This window comes from Paracraurococcus ruber (assembly GCF_004353985.1).
Taxonomy (GTDB): Bacteria; Pseudomonadota; Alphaproteobacteria; order Acetobacterales; family Acetobacteraceae; genus Paracraurococcus; species Paracraurococcus ruber.
Map to the genome: position 1 here is coordinate 30,890 of NZ_SMOA01000020.1, position 16,443 is coordinate 47,332.

Genomic DNA, 16,443 nt, shown 5'->3' on the forward strand with positions numbered 1-16,443 from the left:
GGACATGTCCGATGCGCCAAGCTGGCTTGGCCAGAAGGGAGGTTCGCCGTGGATACCCTGCCCCGGGGCCTCGGCCTCGATGCCGATGCGCCCATCGCCCAGCGCCTGGCCGAGTTCACCCATGCTGTACGGGCGGAGAACATCCCGGCCGACGTGATCGCGCAGGCCAAGCGCCATCTGCTCGACTGCCTCGGCATCGCGCTCGCCTCCTCCGGCTTCGAGTTCGGGGTGCGCACCGCGACCGCCATCGCGGGGCTGGCCGGCGACGGCGAGCATCCGGTCATCGGCCTCGCCATTCGGCTGCCGCTGCGCGACGCGGTGCTGGTGAACGGCACCTTCATCCATGGTCTCGACTACGACGACACGCATTCCGACGCCGTGGTGCATGCCTCCGCCTCCGCCGTGCCGACGGCGCTGCACATGGCGCGCGCGCACCGGGCGACCGGGCTGGAAGCGCTGGCGGCGTATGTCCTCGGGGTCGAGGCCTCGGCCCGCATCGGCGCCGCCGCGCAGGGCGGCTTCCACCAGGTGGGCTTCCATCCCACCGGCATGGTGGGCGCCTTCGGTGCGGCGCTGACGGCCGGGCGGCTGGCCGGCGCCACGCCGCGACAGATGCAGGCGGCGCAGGGCATCGTGCTCTCCATGGCAGCGGGGTCGCTGGAATTCCTGGCGGACGGGTCCTGGACCAAGCGCATCCATCCGGGCTGGGCCGGCGTCGCCGGCATCACCGCCACGGCCCTGGCGCGCGGCGGCTTCAAGGGGCCGCCACGGCCCTATGAGGGGCGCTTCGGCCTGTTCGCCTCCCATCTGCAGGAACGGGCGCCGGCCGATCTCTCCCGCTGTGCCGCGCATCTCGGGGAGGTGTGGGAGATGCGCAACGTGGCGCTGAAGCCCTATCCCTGCTGCCATTTCAACCATGCCTTCGCCGATGCGGCGCTGGCGCTGCGCGCGGCGCATGGGCTGCGGCCGGAGGAGATCGCACGCATCACCTGCCGCATCCATGAGGGCCAGGTGAAGGTCGTGTGCGAGCCCGAGGCGGCGAAGCGGGCACCGGCCAATTCCTACGAGGCGCAGTTCAGCGTGCACTACGCCGTCTGCGCCGCGCTGGTGCGCGGCCGCTTCGGCCTGGACGACCTGGAGGAGGAGGCGATCCAAGACCCGGAGATCCTCTCCCTGATGGCGCGCACCGGCTACGAGACCGACCCGACCAGCCGCTTCCCGCGCTACTACGGCGGCGAGGTGGTGGTGGAACTGCGGGACGGCCGCGTGCTGCGCCACCGCGAGGAGATGAACCGCGGCTCCGACGGCAACCCGCTGTCGCAGGCGGATGTCGAGCGGAAATTCCTCGACAATGCCCGCCGCGTGCTCTCGGCCGCGCGGGCGCAGCAGGTGCTGGACCTGGCGATGACGCTGGACCGCGCGCCGGGCACGGAGGCGCTGACCGACGCGCTGTCGGGCTGAGCGCGGCCCGTGCTTGACCCCTGATTTGTCCGGACGCATCCTCGCCTCCGGACAAGGCGCCGCGAAGCGCCGGTAGCGGAGGATGGCGTCCTGGACATGCAAGCCGGCGCGGCGCCGCCCCTGCGCGGCAATTTCCTGGAGGATTTCTCCGTCGGCCGGCGCTTCGAGCACTGGCCCGGCCGCACCATCACGGATGCCGACAACATCCAGTTCAGCCTGCTGACCATGAACCAGCACCCGATGCATTGCGACCAGGCCTTCGCGGCGCGGTCGGAATTCGGCAGGCCGCTGGTGAACTCGGCCCTGACCCTCGCCATCGTCGTCGGCATGACGGTCGCCGACATCTCCTTCAACGCCATCGCCAATCTGGGCTGGTCGGAGATCCGCCTGACCGCGCCGGTCTTTCCCGGCGACACGATCTATGCGCGGTCCGAGGTGACGGCGGTGCGGCCGAGCGCCAGCCGGCCCGGCCAGGGGATCGTCACCACGCGGACCGAGGGCTTCAAGGCGGACGGCACCGTCTTCCTGACCTTCGAGCGTTCCGCCCTCGTCCCGCGGCGGCCGGCATGACACAAGCCGCCGCGCGGGAGGCCGCGGAGCAGGAGCGGCTGGTCCTCGACGCCGTGGACCGCTTCCTCGAACGCCATGTGCGCCCGGTGGCGTCGGCGCTGGAACATGCGGACGAATACCCGCACGAGATCGTCGAGCGGATGAAGGAGCTCGGCCTGTTCGGCGCCGTGATCCCGGCGGCGCATGGCGGGCTCGGGCTCAGCCCCTCCACCTATGCCAAGGTGATCGAGCGCATCTCGCGCGAATGGATGTCCATCTCGGGCATCATCAACTCCCACCTCATCATGGCCCATATCGTCGCCCGCACGGGGACGAAGGCGCAGAAGGCGGCGCTGCTCCCGCGCTTCGCCACCGGGGAGTTGCGCGGCGGCCTGGCGCTGACCGAGCCGGATTGCGGCACCGACCTGCAGGCCATCCGCGCCACCGCCCGGCGGGAGGGCGAGGACTACATCGTCAACGGCACCAAGACCTGGATCAGCAACGGCATCCACGGCACCTGCTTCGCCCTGCTGGTCAAGACCGACCCGACGGCCGAGCCGCGCCATCGCGGCATGTCCATGTTCATCGCCGAGAAGGGGCCGGGCTTCGCGGCGTCCCGCAAGCTGAAGAAGCTGGGCTACAAGGGCATCGACAGCGCCGAGCTGGTCTTCGAGGATTTCCGCATCCCCGCCTCCCGCCTGATCGGCGGGGTGGAGGGGCGGGGCATGGCCTGCGCCATCGCCGGGCTGGAACTCGGCCGGGTGAACGTCGCCGCGCGCGGCGTCGGCATCGCGCAGCGCGCGCTGGACGAGGCGCTGCGCTACTCGCAGCAGCGATCGACCTTCGGCAAGCCGATCCACCAGCACCAGGCCATCGCCCTGAAGCTGGCCGACATGGCGGTGCGGACGGAAGCGGCGCGGCTGCTGACCGAGAAGGCCGCGCAGGCGCTGGACCGCGGCGACCGCGCCGATCTCGAAGCCGGGATGGCCAAGCTCTTCGCCACCGAGGCGGCGCTGGAGAATGCCACGGAGTGCATGCGCATCCATGGCGGCTATGGCTACAGCCCGGAATTCGTGGCGGAACGGCTCTACCGCGACGCGCCGCTGCTGGTGATCGGCGAAGGCACGAACGAGATCCAGCGCCTGGTCATCGCCAAGCGGCTGATCGAGCAGGCGCCGCCGTGACCGCGGCGCCGCTGGCGGGCGTGACCGTCCTCGCCGTCGAGCAGTATGGCGCCGGCCCCTTCGGCACCATGCTGCTGGCGGATCTCGGCGCCGAGGTGATCAAGATCGAGAACCCCGCCGAGGGCGGCGATGTCGGCCGCAAGGTCGGCCCCTATGCCTTCGGCCCGGGCGAAAGCCATTTCCACCACGCCTTCAACCGCAACAAGCGGTCCCTGACGCTGAACCTGAAGCACCCGGAGGGCATGGCGATCCTGCGGGAGCTTGCCGCCGGCGCCGACGCCATCCTCGACAACCTGCGCGGTGACCTGCCGGAGCGGCTCGGCCTGACCTATGACGGTCTGAAGGACATCAACCCGCGCATCGTCTGCGCGCATCTCTCGGCCTATGGGCGGGAAGGGCCACGCAAGGCCTGGCCCGGCTACGACTACCTGATGCAGGCCGAGGCCGGCTATTGCAGCGTGACGGGCGAGCCGGATGGGCCGCCGGCGCGCTTCGGCCTTTCGGTCGTGGACATGATGACCGGGCTGATGGCCGGCTTCGCCCTGCTCTCCGGCATCGTCGGCGCGCGCGCCACCGGGCGGGGCATGGACCTCGACGTCTCGCTCTTCGACACGGCGCTGCACAATCTCAGCTACCTCGCCACCTGGGCGCTGAATGGCGGCCATGCGCAGGGGCGGGAACCGCGCGGCGCGCATCCCTCGCTCACACCCTCCCAGCTCTACCGCACCGCGGATGGCTGGCTCTTCATCATGTGCAACAAGGAGAAATTCTGGCCAGCGCTGTGCGAACGGATCGGCCGGCCGGACTGGGCGACGGACCCGCGCTTCGCCAGCGCCCGCGACCGGCTGGCGCACCGCGAGTTGCTGACGGAGATGCTGGACGGCGTGCTGGCCACGGCCCCCACGGCGGCCTGGATCAGCCGCTTCGCCGGCGCGGTGCCGGCCGCGCCGGTGCTCGACATCGCCGATGCCCTCGCCACGCCCTTCGTAGCGGAGCGCGGCAATGTCGCCGATTTCGCCCGGCGGGAAGGCGGCATGCCGGTGCGCATGCTGCGTGGCCCCGTCCGCGTCGACGGCGCCTGGCCGCGAACTGAGGCCGCGCCGGCGCTCGGCGCCGATACCGACCGGCTGCTCGCCTCGCTGGGCCGCGGCCCCGAGGCAATTCGCGCGCTTCGCAGCAAGGGGACCGTCTGAGATGACCACCCGCCGCGCCACGCTGCTCGCCCTGGGCGCCACCCTCGCCCGCCCGGCCATGGGGGCGGAACCCGCCTACCCGTCGCGGCCGGTGCGGATTGTCGTACCCTTCCCACCAGGCAACCTCAGCGACCTGATCGCCCGCGTGCTGGCGGAGGAGATGCAGGCGCGGCACGGGGTGCAGGTGGTGGTGGACAACCGCGCCGGCGCCACCGGGGCCATCGGCATCCAGGCCGTCACGCGGTCGGAGTCCGATGGCCACACGCTGCTGCTCTCCTCCAACTCCCCGCTCGCGGTGAACCCGGCGATCACGCCGAACCTGCCCTTCGACGTCACGCGCGACCTAGTGCCGGCATCGCTGATCGGCTGGACCAGCTTCCTGATCTGCGTGCCGCCCGACTTCCCCGCCCGCACCCTGGCCGAGGCGGTGGCCTGGATGCGGGCGAACCCCGGCAAATTCATCGCGGCCAATCCGGGCACGGGCACAGCCGGCCACCTGATGACGGAGATGTTCGCCCGGCTGACCGGTGCACGGATGGAGCAGCTGCCCTATCGCGGCAGCGCCCAGGCGCTGCTGGACCTGTCGCAGAACCGCGTGCAGTTCATGATCGACGCGATGAGCAGTTCCCTGCCGCAGGTGCAGGGCGGGCGGGTGAAGGCGCTGGCGGTGCTGCAGGGCCGCCGCTCCGCGCTCGCCCCCGACATTCCGGCGATGCCGGAAGCCAGCGTGCCGGAGGTGGCGGAGTTCGAGAGCTTCGGCTGGGCCGGGCTGCTGGCGCCCGCCGGCACGCCCGCCGCGGCGACCGGCTACTGGACCCGCACGCTGAATGCGCTGCTGCGCGACCCGGGCTTCGTGCGCCGCCTTGCCGCGCAGAACGTGGAAGCGGCGCCGCCCGGCGGGGCGGAGAAGCTGGCGGAGCTCCTGGCCGGCGACCTCGCGCGCTGGACCAGGCTGGCGCGCGAGGCGAACATCTCGGGCTCCTGAACCGCCGGTCAGGCGTAGCGCCGCTGCGCCTCCCGCACATGGCCTGAGGGCAGCGCTTCCAGCCCCGGATCCTCCGGCAGCTCGACGCCGAAATGGCGGCGCAGCACGTCCTGGATCAGCTCGTAGCAGCTGCCGATCCGCACCACCTCCATCGTCGTGAAGTCGATCATGGTCGAGGATCGCCGGTAGCGGTGGTATTTCTGCAGCCCGTAATCGATCACCAGCTCGGCGCAGCCGCGGATCTCGGGCTGCACATCCTCCGCGCGGAAGCGCGTGCCGGTGCCGGTCAGGTTGGCGGAGGAGCCGAAGAGCGGCTGGCCCTCGGCCGCGGCCAGCGTCGCCATCGCATGTTCCAGCGCACCGACATTCATCAGCACCGCCAGCGTGCCGCCCTCGGTGCTCGCCGCCAGCGCCTCCTCGCCCAGCGCGCGCAGCAGCGGGTGGTCGGTGCGGTAGGGACCGACCGCCGAGATGGGCAGGTCGTAATCTTCGACCAGGGCGCGGATCATGGTGTTGGCGCGGTCGGGCAGCGCGTGCACATCCTCATGGATGGCCAGGCTGCCGAGCATGGCGTTGCGCTTGTGCGTGCCCCGGCCCTTGGCGCGGAACATGCGTGTCAGTGCGGCCTCGCAGCCCGCCGCCCCGGCATAGCCGACATCGGTCGGCAGGATGACGACGCCACCGCCCTTCACCACATCCACGGCACGCCGGGCATCGCCCTGCAAGTCGAGCACCCTTGCCATTGCAGCGTCTCCCCCCAGCCTGGCGCGTCACGTCGCCTGCGGCCGCATCATCCGGTGCCGCGGCGCCGGGAAAAGCTTACGCCAGGCCCCGCACCGCGCAACGCCGCCAGGCCTCTGCCGCATGCCCAGGCCCCCTGCCCAGCGCCCCTGTGGGCCGCCGCGGCAGGCGGGGTCAGCCCCCGTCCCCAAGCCCCGTTCCGGCCTCGACCTCGCCTCGCGCCCATGCTGCCATAGATTGTACCTGTCGTTTCGCCACAACCCTGAACTGCAGGCCGGGGATGTGCGATGGAAGCAGCATGGAGCACAGGAGGCACCATGCGCCGACGGTTGGCGAACGGGAATGGCTGGACAGGCGACAGGACCGGGCTGCATCCCGACGAGACCCCGCCGCCGCAGGCGTTGCAGGAAACGCTGCGCTGCTTTGTCTGCCGCAAGAGGCTGAGGGCGCGCCCGAAGGCCGGGCCCGCCGACGCATCCGGCGGAGAATGGCTGTGGCCGGTGCGGGTCTGCAGCGCGCGGTGCGCGGCAGACCCGTTGTGGTCCGGCGGCTGTTCCTCCCATGCGGGCTGGTAGCCGCCGGCTTCCGCCAGCCCGGGTGGGGTCGCGCGGCGCAGGCCTTGCGCCCCGCCGCACTCGGCCCTAGCCGCCGTAGAACAACGCCTCGTTGTCCCAGTTCACGTCCAGCCCGGCGCCCTGCAGGATGATGTGCATGTCGGCCGCGCCATCGAAATGGCCGCTGCTGTCGGCGATGTCGATCAGCACCCGGGTAGCGGTCACCAAGCCGTCGCCGTTCCAGTTCAGGACATGCAGATCCTTCTCGTAGCGGATGGAGAGAGCCAGCATGCCGGGATCGGTGTCCGTGGCCTTGGCCGAACCGTTGCCGAGGAACTGCACCTTGCCGGGGGCGACGCCCTGGAAGGTGATCCGGTCGCCCAGGCTGAAATCGGTGATGTAGTCCCGCGCCGATTGGCCGGTGCCGGATTCCCGGATCAGCCCTGCACGGCTCGTTCCCTCATAGATGAAGTTGTCGAATTCCGCGCTGCCGGACATGAGGTCGCCATCGCCCCCGCCGACCAGGATCGCCGTCCCCAGGTAGCGTGCGCTGGCATAGTCCGTCGCTTCGGATACATCCGCGCCCAGGATGGTATCCTTGCCGTCGCCGCCGAAAAGGGTGTCCGCGTCGGCGCCGCCCCGGATGAAGTCGCTCCCGGCGCCGGCGAAGACCACGTCGCGGCCGGTGCCGGCATCGATGACATCGTCGCTGAGATTGGTCCAGGCGGTGTCGTCGCCGTCGCCCAGGCTCAGATTGTTGCGTCCCATCGTGCCGTAGATGGTCTGGCTGCCCGGGCTGGCCGTCACGGTCATGGTGTCGCCCGTGTCGTTCCGCCAGGCCAGCAGGCCGAAGATGTCGGCATGCGCGGGGTCCAGCCCAGTCTGCGCGGCATGGACCGCCGCGGCCGAGCCGCCGAGATGGATCTGGTCGGCCCAGGCGAGGGACCCATGGGCCGCAGCGGCATTGGTGAAGTCGGCGACATCGCCAAGGACGCCGTAGCGCGTGCTCGCGCCCAAGGTCGCGGCGTCGCCGTAGATCGGCTCCAGGTTGTCCCAGAAGGTCATGGCATCGGCCACGCCGAAGCGGCCGATCACGACGATCTCCGACGCATGGTGGCTGCCGCCCAGCGCGGGGTCGGCATTGCCCGCGGCGAAGGCCAGCTCCGCCGGCGTGCCACCACCCATCGCCGCCATGATGCCGCTTGCGGTGTCCTGCACGCTGAAGCGGTAGCTCACCCCGGTGTCGCCCGCGCTTTCGGGATGCGCGTCGACGAAGCTGTTCAGCTGCGCCGCCGTGCCCTGGATAGCATCGATCTCCGTACGGCCCTGATGCGTGAAGCCCAGGACGGTTTCCGCCTCCGTCGTGGTCAGCGCCGGGGGCCAGCCGGCATGCCCGAAGACGCGGATATCGGTGGCGGCGGCGCGCGCCGCAGCATCCATCCCGACCACGCCCTCGTAGCTGTCGGCGATGTCGTAATGGACATCGCCCGCGCTGCCGTCCCGCGCCAGGATGGCCGGCGCCAGGCTGGCATCGACCGGCGCCGTCGCCCACAGGTCCACGGCTGCGGTGACAACCGCCGCATCGCCCGCGGCGATGTTGCCGCCGCTGTCCGCGATGTCATAGACCGCCGCGGCATTGCCGGCATGGATGAGGCCCGCCTGCCAGACCAGGGCGGCGGTGATGGCCTCGACCGCGCTGGCCTGCCCCAGGATCGCCGCGACCTCGGGGGACGCCGCTGCCAGGTTGTCGGCGGTGTCGCGCAGCGTGAAGGTCAGGGCGGCGATGTCCAGGGCATCGCCATGGGAATCCTGCAGGTTCGCCTGGTGCAGGAGGCCCTGCACCTGCCCGACCGTCACCTGGCCGAGATCGTCGTCGAGCAGCCGGAGCGTGACGGCATCGTCCCGCCAGGGGGCGGCGTCATCCGCCAGCAGGTTCTGCCAGGTGTCGGCGATCGTCGCGGCGTGCACCGCGGCGATGCCATTGGCGGCGTCCAGCGCGACCAGGTCTGGGATGGTGACGGTGTCCTCGACCGTCACCTCCACACCCGGCATGACGGCACCGACCGGCGTCCCGCCGGCGAACAGATGCGCCCCAATATCCGAGATTGCGGCATAGGTGAGCGCGCCGCCGCCATTGAGGGCATCAATCGCGGCAAGCTGCGCGACCGTCGCCGCATCGGTCACCGTCACATCCGTGCCGTCCTGGACGAAGCCGCCGGCATTCGCCAGCAGCGCCGAGGCGGTGTCGGCGACGGCGGTGCAGGTCACCACGCCCGGCGTGGCCGCGGACAGCATGGCCAAGTCGGACAGGCTCGCGGCATCGGTCACGGTGACCGCGACCGCATCGGCAAGGACGGAAGCGGCACCCGGCGCGACGAGATGGCCGATGCTGTCCTGCAGGGCATGGGCACCGCTGATGGTGACAGGCGCGGCCTGCGCGACCGAAAGGGTCAGGACCGCGCCATCCGCCACCACGAAGTGGTCGACCGGCCCGAGGCCGGCCTGGCCCGAGGCATCGAGATCCTCGGCGACATGCGCGGTGACCAGCAGCCCGGGTGCCAGGCCGGAAAGGTCATCCGCCGCATGCAGGGCACGCGCCGTCACCGCCCCGGTGCCGAGCACGACCTTGCCGGAGAGATCGGCGGCGCGAGCCTCGAGGTCGGCGGCGCCGAGGTCCAGCGTGCCGGCCGAGGCATAGTGCAAAAGCGTCGCGTCCCGGCCCTCGCGGGCGAATTGCGCGTCGTCGCCCAGCACGGTGAGGAGGATGGGTCCGGTCGCCGTGCCGCCGAAGCGCACGACCCCGCCCACCAGGTCCACGGTGAAGGTCGGGGGATGCGGCTCGCGGCCTTCGCCCTGGCCATATTCCAGGAAATGCAGCAGCGGGTTGATGCCGGCCGCCGCCACGTCCGGGTTCGCGGCCAGGTAGAAGGCCGTGTCGAAGGCGGGGGACGGGTTCCGTCCTTCCTGCGCACCCCAGCGCAGATAGTGCTGCAGCGGGTCGACGCCGGCGGCCGCGACATCGGGATTGGCGGCGAGGTAGTCATGCGCCGAGAAGAAGGGGTTGGGATCGCGCCCTTCCCGCGCGCCGGAGGTCAGGTAGTGCAGCAGCGGATTGACGCCCGCGGCGGCGACGTCCGGGTTGTGCGCCAGGTAGAAGGCCCCGTCGAAGAGCGGCGAAGGGCTCCGCCCCTCCTGCGCGCCCCAGTCCAAGTAGTGCTGCAGCGGGTCGATCCCGGCCGCCGCGACGTCCGGGTTCTGCGCCAGATAGAAGGACGTCGAGAACAACGGGTTCGGATCGTTGCCGACCTTCCATCCCTGGCTTGCGTAATGTTCGGCTGCCGTCAGCCCGGATGTTGCGGCTTGCGGATATTCCCGGAAGTAGAACTCGGAATCGACCAGCAGCGAGAGAACCATGGGAGTATTCGGCAAGACGACAGCCCTTCAATGGCGATGGAGAACCGCCATCCTCTGTCGCGGAGAACGGTTAACACTGATTGAAAATTCGGGAGATCAAGCAACCCAGACTGGTGGGCAGCCGGGCAGGCATGCCCTCACTTGGCCCCTTTGCGTATCGAGATTTATTATCAACGGTATTTTGTCGTAATAATTTTCAGCCCCCTGCCGTCCTCGCCGCCCGGTGCCCGACCGCGCCGGCCTGCGCCGGGACATCGGCCCCGAACCCGGGGCTCGAAGCGACCACCATCCGCGGCGGAACAGGCAGGCCGCGCCGTGGCTTGGCCTGTCGCAGGGCTCCATGCCCCGGACCCGGCATGGCCCGCCGCGATCCGCCCCTGCCGCCAGGGGCACACCGGCGGCGATGCGTCAGAAGGCGGCGACCAGCGCGATGCCGGCGACCATCAGCACCCCGCCCAGCACGCGGCCGAGATTGAGCCCGTGCTCCGGCATGCCGAGCAGGCCGAAATGGTCGATGGCCAGCGACATCAGGATGTTCGCGGTGATGGTCAGGCCGCCGAACACGCCGGCGCCCACCCGGTCGACGAAGAGCAGCCCGGCCACCACGGCAAAGGCGCCGATCACCCCGCCAAGCGGCGCCCACCAGGGCATCCCGGCGACGCCGGCGGCGGTCGGCATCGGTCGCGGCAGGCAGAGGAACAGGATGCCGAGCAGGGCGACCACCGGCAGGAAGGACACCACGCTGGCGAGCCAGGGATTGCCCAGCGCCTGGCGCAGCGCGCCGTTCATCGGTGGCCCCCAGGCCTGCAGCGCGCCGCAGGCGAGGATGAGGGGATAGAGCCAGGCGGCGCCGATGGTCTGCATGGGATCCGGTGTCTCCGTGTGGGCGGCAGGCATGACGGCAGCGACCCTGCACTGGAACGCGCAGGGCAAGGGGCGAGGCGCGGGGGCATCCATCCCGACGCCCTCAGCCGGGGAGGAGCAGGCCCGCCAGGGCGAGCAGCAAGGCAGGCGGCATCACCAGCGCGCCGAGCCTGAAGAAGGCCGGGGCGCTCACCGCCAGCCCGTCCCGCCGCAGCGCGACCAGCCAGAGGATGGTGGCGAGCGAGCCGGTAACCGAGAGGTTTGGGCCAAGGTCGAGGCCGATGAGCATCGCGGCGCGCACCGTCTCCGGCACCTCCGCCAGCTCGACCACCCGTCCCGCGACCAGGCCGACGGGCAGGTTGTTCGCCAGGTTGCAGCCGAGCGCGATCAGGATGCCCGCGCCCCAGCCGGCCAGCGGTTCCGACTGCCGCACCGCGTCCAGCAGCAGCCCGGCGAGCAGGCGCGTCACGCCGGTCCGCTCCAGCGCCTCCACCAGCACGAACAGGCCGGCGACCAGCGGCAGCACGCCCCAGGCGATGCCCCGCGCCACCTCCCGCAGGCCGCAGCGGGACCGCAGCAGGACCAGCCCCGTCGTGGCGGCGCCCGCCAGGAAGGTCGGCAGGCCGAGCTGCACGTCGTAGGCCGAGGCGGCGAGCAGCGCCGCCGCGGTGGCGGCGATGCCCCAGGCGGCCAGCCGCCCGCCGGCCGGCAGCGCCGGCACCGTGATGTCGGAGGAAACCGCCTCCCGCAGCGCCGCCCGCTGCGTCCAGCGCAGCACCAGGAAGGTCGCGCCGATGGCCAGCAGGGACGGCAGGGCGTAGCGCGGCAGCCATTCGAGCAGCGGCGGCATCGCGCGGCCATAGATCACCAGGTTGGCGGGGTTGGAGATGGGCAGCACGAAGCTCGCGGCATTGGCGACGAAGGCGCAGGCCAGCAGGTAGGGCAGCGGGTCGCGCGCCCGGGCCGCCCGCGCCACCGCTGCCACCGCCGGGGTCAGCACCACCGCCGTCGCGTCGTTCGACAGGAACACCGTGACCAGCGTGCCGACGGCATAGACCAGCGCGAAGAGCCGCGTCGCCGAGCCCCTGGCCTGCCGCGCCGCATGCGCCGCCAGCCAGTCGAACAGGCCTTCCAGCCGGGCCACCTCGGCCAGCAGCATCATGCCGGCGAGGAAGAGGTAGACATCCAGGCCCTTGCCGATGCCCTCGAGCACCTCGGCCGGGGTGAGCAGGCCGAGCGCCGTCAGCAGCGCCGCGCCGGCGACCGCCCAGACCCATTCCGGCCAGGCGAAGGGGCGCAGGATCACGCCCGCGGTCGCGGCGGCGGCGATGCCCCAGGTGACCCACGCGGCGAGGGAGGCGGTGGCGATCACGCCGCGCTGCCCTCCACCAGGGCACCGGACCGCCGCGATCCGCCTGCGGCGGCGGTCCGCGTTTCCGGCATCGCCAGCCAGAACAGCAGGCCGCCGGCCGCCGCCACCCCGGCCAGGGACAGGAAGGCGGCGTCGTACCCGGCCTGCACCGTCACCCAGCCGGCGGCGGCGTTGCTGAGGGACGCGCCGATACCCTGGGCGGTGGCGACCGCGCCGAGGCTGACGTTGAAATGCCCGGTGCCCCGCGTCAGGTCGGCCACGACGATCGGCAGCAGCGCGCCGAACAGCCCGGCGCCGACGCCGTCCATCGCCTGCACCGCCAGCAGCCAGTACGGATCGTCGGAGAGCGTGTAGAGCGCGCCGCGCGCCGCCAGCACCGCGAAGCCGGCGAGGAAGAGCGGCTTGCGCCCCCAGGCATCGGCCCGGGCGCCGACCAGCCAGGCCATCGGCACCATCACCAGCTGCGCGCCGACGATGCAGGCCGAGAGCAGGGCGGTGCCGCGGTTCAGGTCCTGCTGCGCCAGCTTCTGCCCGACCAGCGGCAGCATGGCGGCATTGGCGACATGGAACAGCGCCATGCTGACGGCGAAGACCAGCAGGGGGCGGCAGGTCAGCAGCGCCCGCCAGGCGGAAGGCTGCTCGCGCCCGCCGCCTTCCGCCGCGCCGTCCAGCCCGCGCGCCAGGTCGTGATCGATCGCCTTGCCCGGGATGGCGAGGACGGCGCCGAGGCTTGCCAGCGCCATCCCGCCGAGCAGGAAGAAGACCGCGATCGGCCCCCACCACAGCGACAGGACGCCGGCGCCGAGTGCGGCGAAGGCGTTGCCGGCATGGTTCCAGGCCTCGTTGCGGCCGGTGCGCCGGGTGAAGGCGGCATGGCCGACCAGGCCGAGGGTGATGGCGGCGATGGCCGGCGGGAAGACCGCCGAGGCGGCGCCGCTGGCGACCTGCGCCGCCGCGACCGGCCAGAAGCTCGGCCAGACCGGGATCGCCAGGCAGACCGAGGTCACCATGATGGCGGCCAGGGCGAGCAGCCCGCGCTTGGCGCGCAGCCCGTCCACCAGCGCCCCGGCCGGCACCTGGGCGAGCAGCCCGGCGACGCCGGCGATGGACAGCACGAGGCCGGTCTCCGCCTGGTCCCAGTGATGCACCGCGAGGAGGTAGACCGCGAGATAGGGGCCGAGCCCGTCACGGACATCGGCGAGGAAGAAGTTCAGCGCGTCGAGGGCACGGGCGGTGCGCATGGATGTGCCTCCGCGCTCAGCCGCGCGGCGGCCGCGGCCTGCCGCCCTCCGGCCCGCGCTCGTCCCGCGGCGGCGGCGGCATCCGGCCGATCTCGGCCAGCCGGTCCGGGTTGGGGCCGATCGCATCCACCTCCAGCACCGTGCCGAGCGGGGTGGCGAGGCCGGCGCCGCGCGCGGCGACCGCCTGGCCGGGACGGAGGAGGTCGGCGAAGCGCTCGGCCGCCGGCGGCGGCAGGCGGAGCTGGGTGCCGTCCTCCAGCACGGCGCCGTTGACCTCCCCGCGCGGGCCGCGCAGCGGCATCTGGACGCGCCCCTGGACATCCAGCGCCCGCAGGGCACCGCGCGGGCCGCCCTGGTCCACCACCGGCGGCCCGCCCGCCTCCCGCGCCACGGAGACGGCGGCGACCAGCGGCGCGCCGAGCGCCCGCAGCCCGCGCACCGTCACCGCCTCGCCGGGGCGCAGGGCATAGACGAGCTGGGTGGAGAGATGCGGCGGCACATGCACCTGCGTGCCGTCCTGCAGCAGGAAGCCGTCCACCTCGCCGCGCGGCGTCAGGGTGAAGCGGGCGATCACCCCGCGGGTCTCCGGCAGCTGCGCCAGGTCGAAGCCGGCGGCGCCGAAGGCGGGCGGCGCGGCAGGCTGCGCGCCGGCCAGTGCCAGGGGCAGGGCGATCGCCAGGGCGGCGGCGGCCAGGACGGCGGGGCGGAACCTCGGCATGGTGGTGTCTCCTTCACCGGCCACCGCGTCGCGGCGGTCCTGCGACGCGGTGGCCGGTGAAGGAGAGCGCAAGGCGCGTGCCAGGCCCGGCAGCGAGGCGGAACAGGGGGTTAGGACGCGGCGCCCGCTGGCGCGGCGTCTTCCGTCCGGACAGCCTCCGTCCGCTCGGCGGACAGCGCGTCCAGCCCGAACTGGCGCAGCTTGGCGTAGAGGAGCTGCCGGTGGATGCCGAGCCGCCGCGCCGCCTCGGCGCGGTTGCCGCCGGTCTCGCGCAGCGCCCGCAGCAGCATGGCGCGCTCCAGCCGGGCGATGGCGGTGGGCAGGTCGCCCGCCAGCCAGTCCTCGGTGCCCGCCGGCGGCGCGATGGCGCCGAGGAAATCCAGGTCCGCCGCGCCGATGACGGCGCCCTGGCCCAGCGCGGCGGCACGCTCCATGGCGTTGCGCAGCTCCCGCGCATTGCCGGGCCAGGGATGCGCCAGCAGCCGCGACGCCGCATCGGCGGCCAGCTGCCGCCGGCCGGGCAGGCGGGCCAGGAAATGCTCGGCCAGCGGCACCAGGTCGGCCGGCCGCTCCCGCAGCGGCGGCAGGTGCACCGGCACCACCGCCAGCCGGTAGTAGAGATCCTCGCGGAAGGCGCCCTCCCTCACCCGGGCGGGAAGGTCGCGATGGGTCGCCGCGACGATGCGCACATCCACCCGCACCGGCCGGCCGCCCAGCGGCGTCACCTCCCGCTCCTGCACCGCGCGCAGGATCTTCGCCTGCATGGCGAGGTCCATGTCGCCGACCTCGTCGAGGAAGAGCGTGCCGCCATGCGCCTCGCGGAAGGCGCCGCGGCGCTCGGCCAGGGCGCCGGTGAAGGCGCCGCGGGCATGGCCGAACAGCTCGGCTTCCAGCAGGTCGGGCGGGATGGCGGCGCAGTTCAGCGCGACGAAGGGCCCGGCGGCCCGGCGGCCGAAGCGGTGCAGCGCGCGGGCCACCACCTCCTTGCCCGTCCCGGTCTCGCCGGTGACCAGCACCGTCGCATCGCCATCGGCGACCCGGCCGATGGTCTTCTGCACCGCCCGCATCGCCGCGCTGACGCCGACCAGCGCCTCCGCATCCTCCGCCGCCGCGGCGTCCTGGGGCGGCGGCGCATCGGGGCGGAGCATGCGGCCGAGCAGCTCGGCGATGTCGGCCCGGCCGACCGGCTTGGTCAGGTGGTCGAAGGCGCCGAGGCGCATGGCCTCGATGGTGTTGGAGGCGGAGGCATAGGCGGTCAGGATCGCCACCGGCGGGGCGCCGCGCCGGGCGCGCAGGCGCCGCAGCACCTCCAGGCCATCCAGCGCCCCGGGCATCCGCAGGTCGAGCAGCACCGCGGCGATGCCCGGCCCCGCCGCGGCCAGCGCCGCCTCGCCATCCGCCGCTGCCACGACCTCGTGCCCGAGATCGGCCACGGCCTCGGCCAGGCCCTCGCGCACGCCCGCGTCATCGTCGGCGATCAGGATGCGGGCCATGCGTCGGCTTGTCCCTCGGGCAGGATGATCTCGATGGTCGTGCCATCGCCGCGGTGCAACGCGCGGACCCGCCCGCCGTGCGCCTCCGCCGCTTCCCGCACCTGCGCGAGGCCGAGGCCGGTGCCCCCCGGCCGGCCCGAGGCGAAGGGCTCGAAGAGATGCGGGCGGAGCGACTCCGGCACGCCGCGCCCGGTATCGGCCACCGACAGCACCAGGGCATCGGCGTCCCGGCGCGCCCCGACCACGACGCGGCCGCCGGGCGGCGTCGCCTGCAGGCCGTTGAGGATGAGGTTGTCGAGCGCCCGTTCCAGCCGCCCGCGATCCAGCGCGGCGGCCGGGACCGGCGCATCCTCCGCCGCCAGCGCGACGCCGGCCGCGGCGGCCTGCTCCCGGTAGAAGGCGACGCGGCCGCGCAGCAGGGCGGCCGGATCCGTCGCCTGCCGGCGCAGCGGGGCGCCGCCACGGGCGGCGGCGAGCAGGTCGCGCGTCAGCGTATCGAGCCGGCCGACCTGGCCCAGCACCGCCTCGAGCGCGCGGGCCATGCGGTCGGGGTCGCGCGCCGCCAGGGCGTTCTCCGCCTTCAGCCGCATGGCGGCGATCGGGTTGCGCACCTCATGCGCCACGCCCGCCGCCACCCGGCCGAGCCCGGCGAGGTGCTCGGCCTCGCCGGCCCG

General features: G+C 72.8%; 13 protein-coding genes. 5 read left to right on the forward strand and 8 right to left on the reverse strand.

Going from position 1 to position 16,443, the window contains the following annotated elements:
• The first annotated feature begins 48 nt into the window (after nucleotides 1-48).
• From E2C05_RS06600 to E2C05_RS06620, 5 genes are all read left to right on the forward strand, one after another.
• A complete protein-coding gene (locus tag E2C05_RS06600) occupies nucleotides 49-1,461 on the forward strand; it encodes an MmgE/PrpD family protein (protein WP_200305264.1) in 1,413 nt (470 codons plus the stop codon).
• Nucleotides 1,462-1,557: 96 nt separating this feature from the next.
• Nucleotides 1,558-2,031, forward strand: coding sequence for a MaoC family dehydratase (locus E2C05_RS06605; RefSeq protein ID WP_133218817.1), 474 nt, complete (start codon nucleotides 1,558-1,560; stop codon nucleotides 2,029-2,031).
• Nucleotides 2,028-3,194 carry an acyl-CoA dehydrogenase family protein gene (locus E2C05_RS06610; protein ID WP_133218818.1) on the forward strand — a complete coding sequence of 389 codons (1,167 nt, stop codon included), beginning with the start codon at nucleotides 2,028-2,030 and terminating at the stop codon, nucleotides 3,192-3,194. Before E2C05_RS06605 ends, E2C05_RS06610 begins: the two co-directional genes overlap by 4 nt.
• Nucleotides 3,191-4,387 (forward strand): CaiB/BaiF CoA transferase family protein, encoded by a 1,197-nt coding sequence (locus E2C05_RS06615; RefSeq protein WP_133218819.1) that lies wholly within the window; start codon nucleotides 3,191-3,193, stop codon nucleotides 4,385-4,387. Before E2C05_RS06610 ends, E2C05_RS06615 begins: the two co-directional genes overlap by 4 nt.
• Before the next feature lies 1 nt (nucleotide 4,388).
• Entirely contained in the window at nucleotides 4,389-5,372 is a 984-nt protein-coding gene (locus E2C05_RS06620) for a Bug family tripartite tricarboxylate transporter substrate binding protein (RefSeq protein ID WP_133218820.1), read from the forward strand.
• An 8-nt stretch (nucleotides 5,373-5,380) separates the two neighbouring features.
• Here the strand turns inward: E2C05_RS06620 and E2C05_RS06625 are convergent, their stop codons facing one another.
• The 8 genes from E2C05_RS06625 to E2C05_RS06660 all read right to left on the reverse strand — a co-directional run.
• A complete protein-coding gene (locus tag E2C05_RS06625; RefSeq protein WP_133218821.1) occupies nucleotides 5,381-6,115 on the reverse strand; it encodes an L-threonylcarbamoyladenylate synthase in 735 nt (244 codons plus the stop codon).
• A 639-nt stretch (nucleotides 6,116-6,754) separates the two neighbouring features.
• Nucleotides 6,755-10,081 carry a calcium-binding protein gene (locus tag E2C05_RS06630; RefSeq protein ID WP_133218822.1) on the reverse strand — a complete coding sequence of 1,109 codons (3,327 nt, stop codon included), beginning with the start codon at nucleotides 10,079-10,081 and terminating at the stop codon, nucleotides 6,755-6,757.
• 408 nt (nucleotides 10,082-10,489) lie between these two features.
• Nucleotides 10,490-10,945: a DMT family transporter gene (locus E2C05_RS06635; RefSeq protein WP_133218823.1), complete on the reverse strand. Its 456-nt coding sequence runs from the start codon at nucleotides 10,943-10,945 to the stop codon at nucleotides 10,490-10,492.
• A gap of 103 nt (nucleotides 10,946-11,048) precedes the next feature.
• Nucleotides 11,049-12,317, reverse strand: a complete 1,269-nt coding sequence (locus tag E2C05_RS06640; RefSeq protein WP_133218824.1) for an arsenic transporter — start codon at nucleotides 12,315-12,317, stop codon at nucleotides 11,049-11,051.
• A complete protein-coding gene (locus E2C05_RS06645; protein WP_133218825.1) occupies nucleotides 12,314-13,558 on the reverse strand; it encodes an MFS transporter in 1,245 nt (414 codons plus the stop codon). Before E2C05_RS06645 ends, E2C05_RS06640 begins: the two co-directional genes overlap by 4 nt.
• Before the next feature lie 16 nt (nucleotides 13,559-13,574).
• The gene (locus E2C05_RS06650) at nucleotides 13,575-14,276 is read right to left on the reverse strand and encodes an OB-fold nucleic acid binding domain-containing protein (RefSeq protein WP_200305266.1); all 702 of its coding nucleotides are present in this window, start codon (nucleotides 14,274-14,276) and stop codon (nucleotides 13,575-13,577) included.
• Nucleotides 14,277-14,386: 110 nt separating this feature from the next.
• Nucleotides 14,387-15,769 carry a sigma-54-dependent transcriptional regulator gene (locus E2C05_RS34575; protein WP_133218826.1) on the reverse strand — a complete coding sequence of 461 codons (1,383 nt, stop codon included), beginning with the start codon at nucleotides 15,767-15,769 and terminating at the stop codon, nucleotides 14,387-14,389.
• Nucleotides 15,754-16,443: sensor histidine kinase (locus tag E2C05_RS06660; RefSeq protein ID WP_133218827.1), on the reverse strand; the 690-nt coding region annotated here is incomplete at its 5' end. The genes E2C05_RS06660 and E2C05_RS34575, both read right to left, overlap by 16 nt.

What these genes read in the sequence shown, in the direction of transcription:
- E2C05_RS06605 (WP_133218817.1), top strand. Translation starts at nt 1,558, where the DNA reads ATGCAAGCCGGCGCGGCGCCGCCCCTGCGCGGCAATTTCCTGGAGGAT.
- E2C05_RS06610 (WP_133218818.1), top strand. Translation starts at nt 2,028, where the DNA reads ATGACACAAGCCGCCGCGCGGGAGGCCGCGGAGCAGGAGCGGCTGGTC.
- E2C05_RS06620 (WP_133218820.1), top strand. Translation starts at nt 4,389, where the DNA reads ATGACCACCCGCCGCGCCACGCTGCTCGCCCTGGGCGCCACCCTCGCC.
- E2C05_RS06625 (WP_133218821.1), bottom strand. Translation starts at nt 6,115, where the DNA reads ATGGCAAGGGTGCTCGACTTGCAGGGCGATGCCCGGCGTGCCGTGGAT.
- E2C05_RS06630 (WP_133218822.1), bottom strand. Translation starts at nt 10,081, where the DNA reads ATGGTTCTCTCGCTGCTGGTCGATTCCGAGTTCTACTTCCGGGAATAT.
- E2C05_RS06635 (WP_133218823.1), bottom strand. Translation starts at nt 10,945, where the DNA reads ATGCAGACCATCGGCGCCGCCTGGCTCTATCCCCTCATCCTCGCCTGC.
- E2C05_RS06645 (WP_133218825.1), bottom strand. Translation starts at nt 13,558, where the DNA reads ATGCGCACCGCCCGTGCCCTCGACGCGCTGAACTTCTTCCTCGCCGAT.
- E2C05_RS06650 (WP_200305266.1), bottom strand. Translation starts at nt 14,276, where the DNA reads ATGCCGAGGTTCCGCCCCGCCGTCCTGGCCGCCGCCGCCCTGGCGATC.
- E2C05_RS34575 (WP_133218826.1), bottom strand. Translation starts at nt 15,769, where the DNA reads ATGGCCCGCATCCTGATCGCCGACGATGACGCGGGCGTGCGCGAGGGC.